Annotated in this window: 13 protein-coding genes; 7 read left to right on the top strand and 6 right to left on the bottom strand. The window is 73.2% G+C overall.

Annotated features, from left to right (window positions below):
- Positions 1-361 precede the first annotated feature (361 nt).
- Entirely contained in the window at positions 362-1,456 is a 1,095-nt protein-coding gene (locus ABZ953_RS24755) for a hypothetical protein (RefSeq protein ID WP_361727442.1), read from the top strand.
- A 41-nt stretch (positions 1,457-1,497) separates the two neighbouring features.
- On the opposite strand, the gene ABZ953_RS24750 is transcribed toward ABZ953_RS24755, so the two are convergent.
- Complete coding sequence (locus tag ABZ953_RS24750; protein WP_361727440.1) at positions 1,498-2,424, bottom strand: SDR family oxidoreductase; 927 nt, start codon at positions 2,422-2,424, stop codon at positions 1,498-1,500.
- Positions 2,425-2,445: 21 nt separating this feature from the next.
- Positions 2,446-3,210, bottom strand: coding sequence for an SDR family oxidoreductase (locus ABZ953_RS24745; RefSeq protein WP_361727438.1), 765 nt, complete (start codon positions 3,208-3,210; stop codon positions 2,446-2,448).
- 68 nt (positions 3,211-3,278) lie between these two features.
- Between ABZ953_RS24745 and ABZ953_RS24740 the strand changes: the two genes are divergently transcribed.
- The 4 genes from ABZ953_RS24740 (at position 3,279) to ABZ953_RS24725 (ending at position 6,851) form a co-directional block, all read left to right on the top strand.
- The gene (locus ABZ953_RS24740; protein WP_361727436.1) at positions 3,279-4,070 is read left to right on the top strand and encodes an enoyl-CoA hydratase family protein; all 792 of its coding nucleotides are present in this window, start codon (positions 3,279-3,281) and stop codon (positions 4,068-4,070) included.
- Between the two features lie 80 nt (positions 4,071-4,150).
- Entirely contained in the window at positions 4,151-4,999 is an 849-nt protein-coding gene (locus ABZ953_RS24735) for a CoA-transferase (RefSeq protein ID WP_361727742.1), read from the top strand.
- Entirely contained in the window at positions 4,996-5,778 is a 783-nt protein-coding gene (locus ABZ953_RS24730) for a CoA-transferase (protein WP_361727434.1), read from the top strand. The genes ABZ953_RS24735 and ABZ953_RS24730 overlap by 4 nt, the downstream gene beginning before the upstream one ends.
- Before the next feature lie 26 nt (positions 5,779-5,804).
- Positions 5,805-6,851 carry a nitronate monooxygenase gene (locus ABZ953_RS24725; protein WP_361727740.1) on the top strand — a complete coding sequence of 349 codons (1,047 nt, stop codon included), beginning with the start codon at positions 5,805-5,807 and terminating at the stop codon, positions 6,849-6,851.
- Between the two features lie 29 nt (positions 6,852-6,880).
- On the opposite strand, the gene ABZ953_RS24720 is transcribed toward ABZ953_RS24725, so the two are convergent.
- From ABZ953_RS24720 to ABZ953_RS24705, 4 genes are all read right to left on the bottom strand, one after another.
- Positions 6,881-9,529: an AAA family ATPase gene (locus ABZ953_RS24720; protein WP_361727432.1), complete on the bottom strand. Its 2,649-nt coding sequence runs from the start codon at positions 9,527-9,529 to the stop codon at positions 6,881-6,883.
- 173 nt (positions 9,530-9,702) lie between these two features.
- The gene (locus ABZ953_RS24715; protein ID WP_361727430.1) at positions 9,703-10,860 is read right to left on the bottom strand and encodes an acetyl-CoA C-acetyltransferase; all 1,158 of its coding nucleotides are present in this window, start codon (positions 10,858-10,860) and stop codon (positions 9,703-9,705) included.
- A 46-nt stretch (positions 10,861-10,906) separates the two neighbouring features.
- On the bottom strand, positions 10,907-11,551 hold the full coding sequence (locus ABZ953_RS24710) for a TetR/AcrR family transcriptional regulator (protein WP_361727428.1): 645 nt from the start codon (positions 11,549-11,551) through the stop codon (positions 10,907-10,909).
- Between the two features lie 16 nt (positions 11,552-11,567).
- Complete coding sequence (locus ABZ953_RS24705; RefSeq protein ID WP_361727427.1) at positions 11,568-12,350, bottom strand: SDR family oxidoreductase; 783 nt, start codon at positions 12,348-12,350, stop codon at positions 11,568-11,570.
- Positions 12,351-12,453: 103 nt separating this feature from the next.
- Here ABZ953_RS24705 and ABZ953_RS24700 point away from each other — a divergent pair, with 103 nt between their 5' ends.
- The gene (locus ABZ953_RS24700; RefSeq protein WP_361727425.1) at positions 12,454-13,635 is read left to right on the top strand and encodes an acyl-CoA dehydrogenase family protein; all 1,182 of its coding nucleotides are present in this window, start codon (positions 12,454-12,456) and stop codon (positions 13,633-13,635) included.
- On the top strand, positions 13,635-14,642 hold the full coding sequence (locus ABZ953_RS24695) for an acyl-CoA dehydrogenase family protein (RefSeq protein WP_361727423.1): 1,008 nt from the start codon (positions 13,635-13,637) through the stop codon (positions 14,640-14,642). Before ABZ953_RS24700 ends, ABZ953_RS24695 begins: the two co-directional genes overlap by 1 nt.
- The last annotated feature ends 39 nt before the right edge of the window (positions 14,643-14,681 follow it).

Here is a 14,681-nt window from a genome sequence, read left to right as displayed (position 1 = left end):
TCTTCAGCATGCCCGGATTCAGGGCGAGATGCCATGTAGGGGCGCCGGCCGTCCTCATGTTGCTGATGGGGCTGTGGGGCATCGCGCGGGGCGACAGCATGTGGCGGGACGAGGCGGCCACGTGGGAGGCGGCGCACCGGAGCCTCCCCGAGCTCTGGCACCTGCTGGGACACATCGATGTGGTCCACGGGGTCTACTACCTCTTCATGCACGGCGTGTTCGCGGTCTTCGGGGACAGCCTCGGCTCTCTGCGGTTTCCTTCGGTGCTGGCCATGAGCGGTGCCGCCGCGCTCGTCGCGGACCTCGGAGCACGGCTGGCGGGGCGGGCACGGGTCTGGCGGCCGGCCTTGCGTTCGTGCTGGTGCCCGCCGTGCAGGAGTTCGCGCAGGAGGGGCGCCCCTACGCCCTGGTCACGTTCTGTGTCGCCCTGTCGTGCCGCTTGCTCGTCGCGGCGCTGGACCGGCCGGGGGTCGGGCGCTGGACCGCGTACGGGGTGGTCGTGCTGGTGGGCGCGCTCCTCAACTGGTTCTCGCTGCTCGCGTTGTGCGCGCACGGTGTGACGATCGCGCTCGTGCGACCGCACCGCCGGACCGTGGGGGCCTGGATCGCCGCCGCGGGCGCGGCCCTCCTCGGCGCGCTGCCCCTCATCCTGGCGAGCAGGGCCCAGTCGGCACAGATCGACTGGATACCGACGGCCGGTGCGAGCACGGTGACCGGGTTGCTGGTGACGCTGGCCGTGGGCGGGGGATGCGCGTGGTTCGCGCGCGGCAGCCACGCGGTGCGGGCCTCGCGTGACTCCCGGATGTCGCTCCTGACGCTGGCTCTGCCGCTCCTCGCGCTTCCGCCGCTCTTGTTGCTGGCCGCCTCCGCGTTCCGCCCCGTATACCTGGCGCGCTACGTCCTGTTCGGCCACCTCGGCCTCGCGCTCCTCATCGGGGCGGCGTGCTCCGCGCTCGCCGCCCGTACGTCAACTCCCCCCAGGCGTACGGTTGCCACGATCATGGCGTGCGCCTTCGCGGCCCTGCTGCCCGTCCAGATGTCACTGCGCGACGCGCACGGCCGGATCGACGACGTGCTGTCCGCGGCCGCCGACGTCGCCGCGGTCCGCGAGACCGGTGACGCGGTCCTCTACATCCCCTCGGCGCGGCGTGACACGGCGCTCGTCACGCCCGGCGACTTCGACGGCCTCACGGACGTGGCACTGGAAAGAAGCCCGGTGGAGTCCGGCACGTTGAGCGGCGTGGAGGCCGAACCGCCGCGGATCGCGCGGGCCATGCTGGGCGCGCGCCGCATCGTCGTCGTCACCGACGCGAGTGGACCTCCGGCAGGCACTGCCCGCGACCGGGTCAAACGACGTGTCCTCAAGCGGCACTTCGTGCTGGACTCCGAGAGGGACGACCGGGGGCGGAAGGTCATGGTGTGGGTGCGGAGAGAGGGCGGGGCCGCCCCCCGGTAGTAGCTCGACTCGGCTCGACGCGGCTCGACGCGGCTCCGCCTTCACCGCGCCCCGTACACCGGCTGCGGCACCCCCGCCCTGGCGAGCAGTTCGAGTGCGGTGGCTCCCGCCTCCGCCGGGGTGCGGCGGGCCCCCTTGTCCGCCGTCGGGCCGGGGCGCCAGCCCTCCATGACCGTGATGCGGCCCGCCTCCGTCTCGAAGACCCGGCCCGTGACCTCGGCGGAGGCGGCGGAGCCCAGCCAGACCACGAGCGGGGACACGTTCTCCGGAGCCATCGCGTCGAATGCGCCGTCGCCGGGGGCGGCCATCGTGTCGGCGAAGGTCTGTTCGGTCATACGGGTGCGGGCGGCGGGGGCGATGGCGTTCACCCGCACTCCGTAGCCGCCCAGTTCGGCGGCGGCGACCAGAGTGAGGCCGAGGATGCCGGCCTTGGCCGCGCTGTAGTTGCCCTGCCCGACGCTGCCCGCGAGGCCCGCTCCGGAGCTGGTGTTGACCACGCACGCGTGCGGCACGCGGCCTGCCTTGGCTTCGGCGCGCCAGTGTGCGCCCGCGTGCTTCAGGGGGAGGAAGTGCCCCTTGAGGTGGACGCGCAGGACGGCGTCCCAGTCGTCCTCATCGAGGTTGACGAGCATCCGGTCGCGCAGGAAGCCCGCGTTGTTGACGAGGGTGTCGAGGCGGCCGTACGTGTCGAGCGCGGTCCGCACCAGCGAGGCGGCCCCCTCGGACGTGGCGATGTCGCCGCCGTGGGCGACGGCTTCGCCGCCCGCCGCGCGGATCTCCGCGACGACGTCGTGGGCGGGTCCGCCGGACTCCCCCGAGCCGTCGGGGCCGACCCCGAGGTCGTTGACGACGACCCGGGCGCCTTCGGCGGCGTACGCGCGCGCGTGGGCACGGCCGAGGCCGCGGCCCGCGCCGGTCACGATCACGACGCGGCCCTCGCAGAGCCCGGGCTTGGCAGCTGACGTCATGGCGGAACTCCTCGGGTGTGTTCAGTGGTTGACGGACGCCGCAGCCAGGAACGCGGGGCGCTCACCGCCGCCGTGCAGCCGGAGCGCGGCGCCGCTGATGTACCGGGCGCGGTCGGAGGCCAGGAATACGCAGGCGTCGCCGACGTCGGAGGGGTCGGCGAGTCTGCCCAGCGGGACGGTGCGGGCCACCTGGGCGATGCCTTCCTCGTCGCCGTAGTGGAGAGCGGCGCTCTCGGTGCGGGCGAGGCCGAGGACGACCGTGTTGACGCGCACGGCCGGGGCCCATTCGACGGCCATGGTTCCGGCGAGGTTCTCCAGGCCCGCCTTCGCGGCGCCGTACGCACCGCTGCCGGGCGAGGGCCGGGTGCCGCTGACGCTGCCGATCATCGTGATGCTGCCACCGGTCTCCTGAGCGCACATCACGTCACGGGCGGCGAGCGAGGCGTACAGCGGCGCCAGGAGGTTGAGTTCGACGATCTTCGCCTGGCGGTCCGGTCCGGCTTCGGCGAGCAGCCCGAACGGCGTCCCGCCCGCGTTGTTCACGAGGGCGTCCACCGCGCCGTGGTCCGCGGCCACATCGGCGAAGAAGGCACGGGCCGCTGCCGCGTCGCGCAGGTCGAGGGGCCTGAACTCGGCGGCGTCGCCCGCCGCTTCGACGGGCCGGTCCGGCGGCCTGCGGGCACAGATGACGACCCGCGCCCCGGTGGCGAGGAAGCTACGGGCGATCCCGGCGCCGACGCCGCGGGTGCCGCCGGTCACGACGACCACCTGTCGAGTGTCAGTCATCGCTGCTACCTTTCCAACTAACAAATGTTTGGTTGAAGGCGTGTGGTCGAAAGGTAGCGGATCCTCTGATGTCTGTCTCCACCTCCGCCCCGGACAAGGGCGTCGCCGTCGTCACCGTCGACTACCCACCCGTCAACGCCCTTCCCGTACAGGGCTGGTACGACCTGGCGGACGCGGTGCGCGCGGCCGGGCGCGACCCCGGGAACCGCTGCGTCGTCCTGACCGCGGGGGGCCGCGGGTTCAACGCGGGCGTGGACATCAAGGAGATGCAGCGCGACACCGGCCACACCGCACTGATCGGCGCCAACCGCGGGTGCTACGAAGCGTTTTCGGCGGTGTACGAGTGCGAGGTCCCCGTCGTGGCGGCCGTGCACGGCTTCTGCCTGGGCGGCGGCATCGGCCTCGTGGGGAACGCGGACGCGATCGTGGCGAGCGAGGACGCCGCCTTCGGCCTGCCCGAGCTGGACCGGGGCGCGCTCGGCGCGGCCACCCACCTGGCCCGCCTCGTGCCCCAGCACCTGATGCGCGCCCTGTACTACACCTCGCGCACCGCCACCGCCGCCGAACTGCACGCGCACGGCTCCGTGTGGCGCGTCGTCCCGCGCGAGGAACTGGCCGACGCGGCCCTGGAGCTGGCGCGGGAGATCGCCCGCAAGGATGGCGCGCTGCTGCGGCTCGCGAAGGCCGCGATCAACGGAATCGACCCCGTGGACGTGCACCGCAGCTACCGCTTCGAGCAGGGCTTCACCTTCGAGGCGAACCTCAGCGGCCTGGCCGACCGCATCCGGGACGGGTTCGGGGCGCGGACGGATGCCGGGTCACAAGCGGACGCCGGGTCACAAGGGGAGGGCAGCTCATGAGCGACAGTGCTGACAGCGGGACCGGCGGCAGGGCCGAAACCCGGACCGACGACCGGACCGACGACCGGACCGACAAGAGGATGTCGCCGGACGAGATCGTGGGGCGACTGGCGAGCGGGATGACGCTCGGCATCGGCGGCTGGGGCTCGCGCCGCAAACCGATGGCGCTGGTGCGCGCACTGCTGCGGTCCGACGTCACGGACCTGACCGTCGTCTCGTACGGCGGCCCGGACATCGGCCTGCTCGCCGCGGCCGGCCGGATCCGCAAGCTCGTCACCGCGTTCACGACCCTCGACTCGATCCCCCTTGAGCCGCACTTCCAGGCGGCACGCGAGCGCGGCGCCTTCGAACTCGTCGAGCTGGACGAGGCGATGTTCATGCAGGGCCTCACCGCAGGTGCCCAGCGGCTGCCGTTCCTGCCGATCCGCGCGGGACTCGGCTCCGACGTCCTGCGGGTCAATCCGCACCTGCGCACAGTCACTTCGCCCTACGAGGACGGGGAGGAGCTCGTCGCCGTGCCCGCCCTGCGGATGGACGCGGCCCTGGTCCACCTGAACCGCGCCGACCCCTTCGGCAACGGCCAGTACCTGGGCCCCGACCCCTACTTCGACGACCTGTTCTGCGAGGCCGCCGACACCGCGTACGTCTCGTGTGAGCGCGTCGTCGACCCCGGCGAGCTCACGGCGCACGCCGCGCCCCAGACGATGCTGGTCTCCCGGCACTCGGTGACCGGCGTGGCCGAGACGCCCAAGGGGGCGCACTTCACGTCCTGCGTGCCTGACTACGGCCGCGACGAGCCCTTCCAGAAGGAGTACGTCACCGCGGCCGCCGACCCGGAGGCCTGGGCCGCCTTCCGTGACCGTTTCCTCACGGGCACCGAACGGGAGTATCAACTGGCCGTCCAGACCTGGCACAAGGAGCAGCGATGACGCCGACCGACCCCGCCACGGCCAGGACGACCGCCACCCGTGCCGAGTACTGCGTGATCGCCTGCGCGGAGGCCTGGCGGGGCGACGGCGAGATACTGGCCTCCCCCATGGGCACGGTCCCCTCGGTCGCGGCCCGCCTCGCCAAGCTGACCTTCTCCCCCGACCTGCTGCTCACGGACGGCGAAGCCCTGCTCATCGGCGACGTCCCGGCGGTCGGCTCCGCGTCGACGGTGACGGAGGGATGGCTGCCGTACCGCAGGCACCTGACGATGGTCATGGGCGGCCGACGGCACGTGATGATGGGCGCGAGCCAGATCGACCGCTTCGGCAACCAGAACATCTCCTGCATCGGCGACTGGGCACGCCCGAAGCGGCAGCTCCTGGGCGTGCGCGGGGCCCCGGTCAACACGCTCAACAACCCCGTCAGCTACTGGGTGCCGAGGCATTCGGCGCGGGTCTTCGTCGAGAAGGTCGACATGATCAGCGGGGTCGGGTACGACAGCGCGGCCGCGGCCGGGCCCTCCGCGACCCGCTTCCACGATCTGCGCCGGGTCGTCTCCGACCTCGGCGTCTTCGACTTCGGGACGCCCGACCACGCCATGCGCCTGGTCTCCCTGCACCCGGGCGTCACCCTCGACCAGGTGCGCGAGGCCACCGGGTTCGCCCTGGCCGTGCCGGACGACGTGCCCCGCACCCGTGAGCCGAGCGCCCAGGAGCTGCGCCTGATCCGGGACGTGGTGGACCCGCGCGGCCTGCGCGACCGCGAGGTGCGCCCGTGACGCCGGAGCCGCCCGGGCCCCTTGTCCTGGAAACGCCGCTGACCCGCCTGGTCGGCGTCCGGCACCCGATCGTGCAGACCGGCATGGGCTGGGTGGCAGGGCCCCGCCTTGTCACCGCGACCGCCGAGGCCGGGGCGCTCGGCATCCTCGCCTCCGCCACGATGACGGTCGGGCAGCTGCGCTCGGCCGTCCGCGAGGTCAAGACCCGCACCGCCGCGCCCTTCGGGGTCAACCTGCGGGCGGACGCGGGCGACGCGCGGGAGCGGGTCCGGGTCATCGTCGAGGAGGGGGTGCGCGTCGCCTCGTTCGCGCTGGCGCCGTCCAAGGAGCTGATCGCCGAGCTCAAGGACGCGGGCGTGGTGGTCATCCCCTCGATCGGGGCGCGGCGGCACGCCGAGAAGGTGGCCGCGTGGGGCGCGGACGCGGTGATCGTGCAGGGCGGCGAGGGCGGCGGCCACACCGGCGACGTCGCCACGACCGTGCTGCTCCCGCAGGTCGTCGACGCGGTGGACATACCGGTGGTCGCGGCGGGCGGCTTCTACGACGGGCGCGGCCTGGTCGCCGCCCTCGCCTATGGAGCGGCGGGCGTGGCCATGGGCACCCGCTTCCTGCTCACCTCGGACTCGACGGTGCCGGACGCGGTCAAGGCCCGCTATCTGGCCGCCTCCGTCAAGGACGTCACGGTCACCACGCGCGTGGACGGCCTCCCGCACCGGATGCTGCGGACCGAGCTGGTGGCGGACCTGGAGCGGTCGGGCCGTATCGCGTCACTGGCGCGCGCGGTCCGGCACGCGGCGGCGTTCCGCGGGATCTCCGGCATGGGGTGGCGCCAGATGGCCCGCGACGGGCTCGCGATGCGGCACGGCAAGGACCTGACCTGGAGCCAGGTCCTGCTCGCGGCGAACACGCCGATGATGCTCAAGTCGGCGATGGTGGACGGCCGCCCGGAGCTGGGGGTGATGGCCTCGGGACAGATCGCCGGTCTGATCGAGGACCTGCCGTCGTGCGCGGAGCTGGTGGCGCGGGTGATGGCCGAGGCGGGCGAGGTGGCGGAACGGCTGAGGCCGACCTGACACACCGGACCTGAGCGCGCCCCTCGTCGTCAGCGGCGTACCAGTGGCAAGTGGTCGAGCGCCCGGTCGGCGAGACCGTCCGCGCCGCAGGTCCGCGCCAAGGTCAGCCCGCGCTCCAGCTCGGCCGCCGATTCCGCGGCGATGCCGTACTCGACGCGGGCGACCGCGTGTTCGTACGCGCAGGGGGACGCTTCCAGGTAGGTGGCGGCCTGGCGGTACAGCGCGACGGAGCGCGGGCCGGACTCCAGAGCCGCCGCGCAGCGCAGGGCCTCGCCGATGGCGGTGTCCGTGCCGAACCGTTCGGCCTGCATACGGGCGTCCCCGGCCAGGTGCGCCGCCCGCTTCGGGTCCTCGGAGGCCAGGGCGCGGGCGAGGTCGTACGCCCACGGGGCGAGGACGGTGTTGTACTGGCCGCGCGCGGTCAACGCCTTCGCGGTGGCCTCCAGTTCGTTGAGGCCGTCTTTCGTGCGTCCGAGGGCGAGCAGGAGGCGGCCGCGGACGGACGGCGCGTCGGGTACGTAGATCGTGGAGGCGGAGGGCGGCGCGAAGCCGTACCGCTCGGCGACGGTGCCCGCTTCCTCGACGTGGCCGCGGGCCAGGAGGGTGTCGATGAGCATGCTGGCCGCCTCCCAGTGCATCGGCAGGCCCTCGCCGACGCGGTCGGCCAGGCGCAGGCTCTCGCGCAGCGACCGCTCGGCGTCCGTCAACCGGCCGCGCCTGCGGTACACATAGCCGAGGAAGGCGTGCGAGAGGGCGAGGTGCCCACCGCTCCAGCCTGCGGTCTCGTAGGCACGCACGGCCTCGGTGAACAGGCTCTCCGCGCGGTCGAGCCGGTCCGAGAAGGCGTACGAGCCGCCGAGCATCAGACGGAGCTCGAAGCTCCATTCCGTGTCGGTCCAGCCGAGTCCGGGTGCGAGGCGACCGTTGACGAGGGCGCGGTCGCAGAGCTCGACGACCAGTTCCGCGCTCTCACCACGCGTCATGGCGTCGAAGGCGCGCAGGATCAGCAGGGCGCGCTCGGCGTTGTCGCGGCCGGTGAGGGGGCCGGCGAGCTTGGCGAGGCGCCGCGAGCGGCCCGGCGAGTCCTCCTCGCCCGCGTGGATGCCCTCCCACATGTAGTGCACGGCTTGCAGGCGCAGTCGCGCGGGGCCCGGCGCGAGGCGTCCGGCCTCCTCGGCGATGACCCGCAGGCCTTCTTCCAGTTGGTCGTTGTGGACGAGGGCCTGGGAGAGGCGGCAGACCGCGTCGACGCGCAGGTCCTGGTCGAGTCCGGGGGTGGAGAGCGCCTCGCGCAGGTGGCCGATGGTGGTGACGGGTGAGGTGAGGAGCGTGGCGCAGCCCAGTTCGTAGCGCACGCGGGCGTGGATCTCGGGCCGCGGCGGCTCGCGCAGGGCGCGTTCCAGGCAGCGGCGGGCCGCGTCGGGCGCGCCGACGGCGAGGTGTTCGGCGGCGGCCTGGCGCAGCTGCTCCACGAGTTCGGCGTCGTCGTCCGGGTGGACTTCGAGGAGGTGCCGGGAGGCGGCCGCGGCGCCCCGGCCGGAGTGGGTGACGACGGAGGCCGCCTGGCCGTGCATCGCGGTGCGGGTGGCGGCCGGGATGGAGCGGTAGACCGTGGTGGCGATCAGCGGGTGGACGAACTCGAGGCCTTCGTCGCCGTTGACGAGGATGCGCGCCGTGCACAGACGCTCCGCGCACCGTTCGGCGGCTTCGGGGGTCATCCCGGCGAGCGAGGCGGCGAGCTCCGCGGAGATGGAGCTGCCGAGGATGGCGGCGGCCCAGGCGAAGCGGGTGGCGTCGGTGCCGAGTCCTTCGAGGCGGGCGACGAGGCCGCGGCCGCGGGCCGTGCGGTTGAGGGCGCGCAGTTCGTCGGCGGAGCTCTCCACCGGTTCGAGGTCGCTGTCCTCCACCTTGGCGAGGAGCTCGACGGATTCGTACGGGTTGCCGCCGGTGACCGCCCAGACCTCGCGGCAGAAGGGGGCGTCGGCGTGCTCGCCGAGTGTCGCGCGGGTCAGGCCCGCGGCGGCGTCCGGCGTGAGGGCGCGCAGGGTGGTGAAGGAACGTGCCTGGGCGGCGACGGTCGCCAGATGGCGTGCGCTGTCGCCGGTGGCCTCGCCGGGCCTGCGGGCGATCACGACGAGCACGGGGAGCTCTTCGAGGCGCTGGGCGAAGGTGGCGAGCCAGTGCAGAGTTTCCTGGTCGGCCCAGTGCGCGTCGTCGATGAGGAGGACGAGCGGCCAGTGCAGCCGGGCGAGCCGGGAAACGGCCTCGACGAGGCCGTCGCAGACGCCTTGCGGGTCGGGCCTGCGGCCGCCGGGCTCGGCTATGCCGAGGGCGGGGCCCGCGATGTCGTAGCAGTCGCCGAAGTACTCGCGGGCCTGGTCGGGGGCGAGGTGGACGAGTGCGGGCTGCAGGAGCTGGCGCACGACGTTGAAGGGGACGGAGGTGACCGCCTCTCCGCCGCGTGCGGTCCAGACCGTGGCGCGGCCCTCCGCGAGGCGGCGGACTTCGGCCAGGAGCGCGGTCTTGCCGATGCCCGCTTCGCCGCAGAAGGCGATGAGGCCGCCCGAGGTCGTCGAGTCGGCGCAGAGCTTCTCCACGGCCTCGGTCGCCGCGGCGAGTTCGGCCTTGCGCTCGTACAGCGGAACCCAGGCGGCTCCACCGGGCCGTCCCTGCGTCATCGCGCTACCTCCCGGGGTCGCTCAATCGACGTACAGAAGTCGAGACTAGCGGGGTCGGAGCGGCGATGGAGCGTGGTCCGCGCAGGTACTGCCGCAAGGGGTGAGGAACACTCCATTTCGCGGACGGCCGGCGCGCGGCCGTGCGTCGGGCAGGTGCGTGGGCCGCGTCCCGGTCAGAGGCGTTCGATGATCGTCACGTTGGCCTGGCCGCCGCCTTCGCACATCGTCTGGAGCCCGAACCTGCCGCCGGTGCGCTCCAGTTCGTGCAGGAGGGTGGTCATCAGTTTGACGCCGGTGGCGCCGAGGGGGTGGCCGAGTGCGATGGCACCGCCGTTGACGTTGGCCTTCGCCGGGTCGGCGCCGGTCTCCCGCAGCCAGGCGAGGACGACCGGCGCGAACGCTTCGTTGATCTCGACGAGGTCGATGTCGCCGATGCTCATGCCGGTCTTCTTCAGCGCGTACGCGGTGGCGGGGATCGGCGCGGAGAGCATCCGGATGGGGTCCTCGCCGCGTACGGAGAGGTGGTGGATGCGGGCGCGGGGCGTCAACCCGTGGTCCCGTACGGCCCGTTCGCTCGCGATCAGCATCGCCGCCGCTCCGTCGGAGACCTGGGAGGAGCAGGCGGCGGTGATCGTGCCGTCGTCGAGGACGGGCTTGAGCCCGGCCATCTTCTCCAGGCTCGTGTCGGGCCGCGGGCCCTCGTCGGTGGTGACGTCTCCGTAGGCGACGAGTTCGCGGTCGAACCGGGCCTCGTCGATGGCGCGGACCGCCCGGCGGTGCGAGAGGAGCGCGAACTCCTCCATGTCGCGGCGGGATATCCCCCACTTCTCGGCGATCAACTGGGCGCCGTGGAACTGGTTCACGGGCTGTGCGCCATACCGCGCGCGCCAGCCTTCGCTGCCCGCGTAGGGGCCCTGGATGAGGCCGAGGGGCTCGGCGGCCTGCCGGGAGGCGAAGGCGATGGGGATCATCGACATGTTCTGCGTGCCGCCCGCGACGACGAGGTCCTGGGTGCCGGACAGTACGCCCTGCGCCGCGAAGTGCACGGCCTGCTGCGACGATCCGCACTGCCGGTCGATGGTCACGCCGGGCACCTCTTCGGGGAGCCCGGCCGCCAGCCAGCTGGTGCGGGCGATGTCGCCGGCCTGCGGTCCCACCGTGTCCAGGCAGCCGAAGACGACGTCCTCTACGGCGGCGGGGTCGACGCCGGTGCGCTCGACGAGCGCCCTCAGGACGTGGGCTCCCAGATCGGCGGGGTGGGCGTCGCGGAGCCCGCCCTTGCGCCTGCCCACGGGGGTGCGGACCGCTTCGACGATGTAGGCCTCGGCCATGACTGCGTACTCCTCGGTCGCGCGGCGCCGTCCGACGACACGCCGCTCACGTACGGACGGAGATGCCGTCCAGGACCATCGACAGGTACTGGCGGGCGATCTCCTCGGGACTGTGGCCTCCGCCGGGGCGGTACCAGGACGCGGCGACCCAGACGGTGTCGCGCACGAAGCGGTAGGCGAGCCGGATGTCCAGGTCGCCGCGGAAGACGCCTTCCGCGACGCCGCGCTCCAGCGTGGTCAGCCAGGCCTTCTCGAAACGCTGCTGTGAGTCCGACAGGTACTGGAAGCGCTGCTGGGCCACGAGGTGCTTGGACTCCTTCTGGTAGATCGCGACGGCGGCGCGGTGCCGGTCGATCTCCCGGAAGGACTCGGTGACGAGGGCTTCGAGCGTTCCGCGGGGGTCGAGCTGGGCCTGGAGCACGGTGTCGTACCCGTCCCAGAGCTCGGTGAGGAAGGTGCGGAGGATCTCTTCGAGCATCGACTCCTTGGAGTCGAAGTGGTAGTAGAGGCTGCCGGCGAGCATGCCCGCGGCATCGGCGATCTTGCGGACCGTCGTGGCGTTGTACCCCTGCTCGGCGAAGACGTCGGCAGCGATGGCCAGGAGTTCGCGGCGCCGCTCGGGCGAGGGGCTCACCTGGGGCTTCTTCGTGGCACCGGTCGGCTTGCCGGTGCGCTGGTTCGGTTTCGACACACGGTCATTCTCGGCCCTAGGCGTGCTGGCTGCTGACGGAGACCGTCTCTCCGGTCATGTACGAGGAGTAGCCGCTGGCCAGGAAGACGATGACGTTGGCTATCTCCCAGGGCTCGGCATGCCGCCCGAACGCCTCGCGTGCGGTGAGCTCTTCGAGGAGTTCGGGCGAGGTGACCTTCGCGAGATGGGGGTGCATGGCGAGGCTCGGCGCGACCGCGTTGACCCGGACGGCATGGGGGGCGGCCTCGAGCGCGGCGCAGCGGGTGAGGGCCATGACACCGGCCTTCGCCGCGGCGTAGTGCGCCTGGCCTGCCTGGGCGCGCCAGCCGAGCACCGAGGCGTTGTTCACGATCACGCCGCCCCGGGCGGCGGCGCGCATGCGGCGCAGGGCGGCGCGGGTGGAGCGGAATGTGCCGTTCAGTGTGACGTCGATGACCTTGTCCCACTGTGCGTCGGTCATCTCGGTGAGCTCGGCCGTCCCGCCGAGGCCGGCGTTGTTCACCACGGTGTCGAGGTGCCCGTGGCGCCGCTCCGCCAGGTCGAACAGGGCGTCGATCTGCGCCGCTTCGGTGACGTCGCACGGGATGCCGTCCACCCGGTCGGCGCCGAACTCCTCCGCGAGGGCCGCCACCGACTCCTTGGTCCTGCGCGGGTGGGCGTCGCCGATGACGATCCGTGCGCCTTCCTCCAGGAAGCGGCGCGCGGTGGCGCCGCCGATGCCTGCCCCCGCGGCGGCCGTGATCACCGCGGTGCGGCCCGCGAGCAGGTCGTGCGCGGGCACGTAGACCGGTGCGTCCATGGACTGCCCCCCTGATTCCCGATTCGGGCTATCGACTCGTCAGCCACCTTCAGGGTAATCTACCAAACACTTGTTAGGGAAGAGCTGAAGAGGTGGGCCACTGATGGACCTCGACTTCACCGCCGAGGAAGGGGAGTTCAGGCAGCGGGCGCGCGACTGGCTCGCCGCGCACGTACCGCCCGCGCCGCTCCCCTCCCTGGAGACCGGCGCGGGATTCGCCGCCCACCGGGAGTGGGAGCGCACGCTCGCGGCCGACCGCTGGTCGGTGGTGTCCTGGCCCGAGGAGTACGGCGGACAGGGCGCCGACATCGTCAAATGGCTGGTGTTCGAGGAGGAGTACTACGCGGCGGGCGCGCCCGGCCGGGTCTCGCAGAACGGCATCAACCTCCTCGCGCCCACCCTGTTCGACTTCGGCACGGAGGAGCAGCGGGCGCGGGTGCTGCCCCCCATGGCGACCGGCGAGGTGATCTGGGCACAGGCCTGGTCGGAGCCCGAGTCGGGCTCCGACCTCGCGTCCCTGCGCTCCACCGCCCGGCGCACGGACGGCGGTTGGCTCATCAGCGGGCAGAAGGCGTGGTCGTCGCGGGCCGCGTTCGCCGACCGCGCGTTCGGCCTGTTCCGCAGCGAGCCGCAGGCGACCGGCGGGGAGCACGCGGGCAAGCCGCACCGGGGCCTCACCTATCTGATGTTCCCGCTCGACGCGCCCGGGGTGACGATCCGTCCCGTCGGGCGCCTCGACGGCAAGCCCGCCTTCGCCGAACTCTTCCTGGACGACGTGTTCGTGCCGGACGAGGACGTGATCGGCGAGCCGGGCCAGGGCTGGCGGATCGCCATGTCGACCACGGGCGACGAACGCGGCCTGACACTGCGCTCCCCCGGCCGCTTCCTCGCCTCGGCGGACCGCCTCGCCAGGCAGTGGCGCGCCCACGCGGACCCGGCCGACACGGCGCTGCGCGACCGGGTAGCCGACGCCGTCATCGGCGCCCGCGCCTACGCGCTGTTCACCTGGGCCAACGCCTCGCGGTTCCTGGCCGGGGAGCGGATCGGCGCCGAATCCAGCCTCAACAAGGTCTTCTGGTCGGAGTACGACATCGCGCTGCACGAGACGGCGCTCGATCTGCTCGGCCCGGACGGCGAGTTGACCGACGGCTCGCCCGGGGCGGGCTCCGACTGGGCGGAGGGGTACGTCTTCTCGCTCGCCGGGCCCATCTACGCGGGCACCAACGAGATCCAGCGCGACATCATCGCCGAGCGGCTGCTCGGCCTGCCGAAGGGACGCCGCTGATGAGGTTCCTCCTCGACGCCGAGCAGCGGGAGTTCGCGCGCTCCCTGGACGCGATGCTGACGGCGGCCGACACCGTGGCGGCCACGCGCGCGTGGGGCGTCGGCGACCATGCGCCGGGGCGTGCGGTGTGGGCGCGGCTCGCGGACGCGGGGCTCTTCGCGCTGCCGGTCCCCGAGGAGTACGAGGGCGTGGGCCCGCTGCCCGTCGAGACGGCCGTCGCGTTCGTGGAGCTGGGACGGCACGCCGTGCCGGGGCCCGTCGTCGAGACGGTGGCCGCGGCAGCGCTCCTGGCACACCTCGCCGAGGAGGACGAGCGGGAACCGGCCAAGCGCCTGCTGCCCTTCCTGGCCTCGGGGGCGGTGAGCGCGACGCTGGCACTGCCCGACGGCGGCCCGCACGCCCTGGACGCGGACGCGGCGGATCTGATCCTGGCCGTGTCGGACGACGCGCTGCGGCTGGCACCCGGCCACGCGCGCGTGCGACGGTCCCTGGACCCGGCGCGGCGCCTCGCCGCGCCGTCGCCCGGCGGGGAGTTGCTCGCCTCGGGCCCCGCAGTGGTCGCGGCGGCGCGGCACGCGACCCGGTGGGCGGCGCTCGCCACGGCCGCGCAGGCGCTCGGCGTCGGCCTCGCGCTCCTCGATCGGACCGTGTCGTATGCGAAGCAGCGCACCCAGTTCGGGACACCGATCGGGTCGTTCCAGGCGGTCAAGCACCGGCTCGCGGACGTCCTGGTGCGCCTGGAGTTCGCCCGGCCGCTGGTGTTCGGCGCCGCGACGACCATGGACCCGGGCGATGTCGCGGCCGCCAAGGTGACGGCGGGCGAGGCGGCGTACGCGGCGGCGCGCACGGCGCTGCAACTGCACGGCGCGGTCGGGTACACGGCGGAGTTCGACCTGTCCCTGTGGCTCACCAAGGCGCGGGCGCTGCGGAGCGCCTGGGGGGACCCGGGGCTGTGGCGCGGCCGGGCGCTCGCCGCGTACGGGGAAGGAGCGGCAGGCACCGGGTGAGAGCCTGTCCTTGAACCCCCGTCGCCCGCATCCGGCGGC

It is taken from the genome of Streptomyces sp. NPDC046465 (assembly GCF_040646035.1).
In the GTDB taxonomy this organism is placed as follows: domain Bacteria; phylum Actinomycetota; class Actinomycetes; order Streptomycetales; family Streptomycetaceae; genus Streptomyces.
The sequence above is the reverse complement of the archived record's forward strand: the minus strand, read 5'-3'. Positions and strand labels throughout refer to the sequence as shown.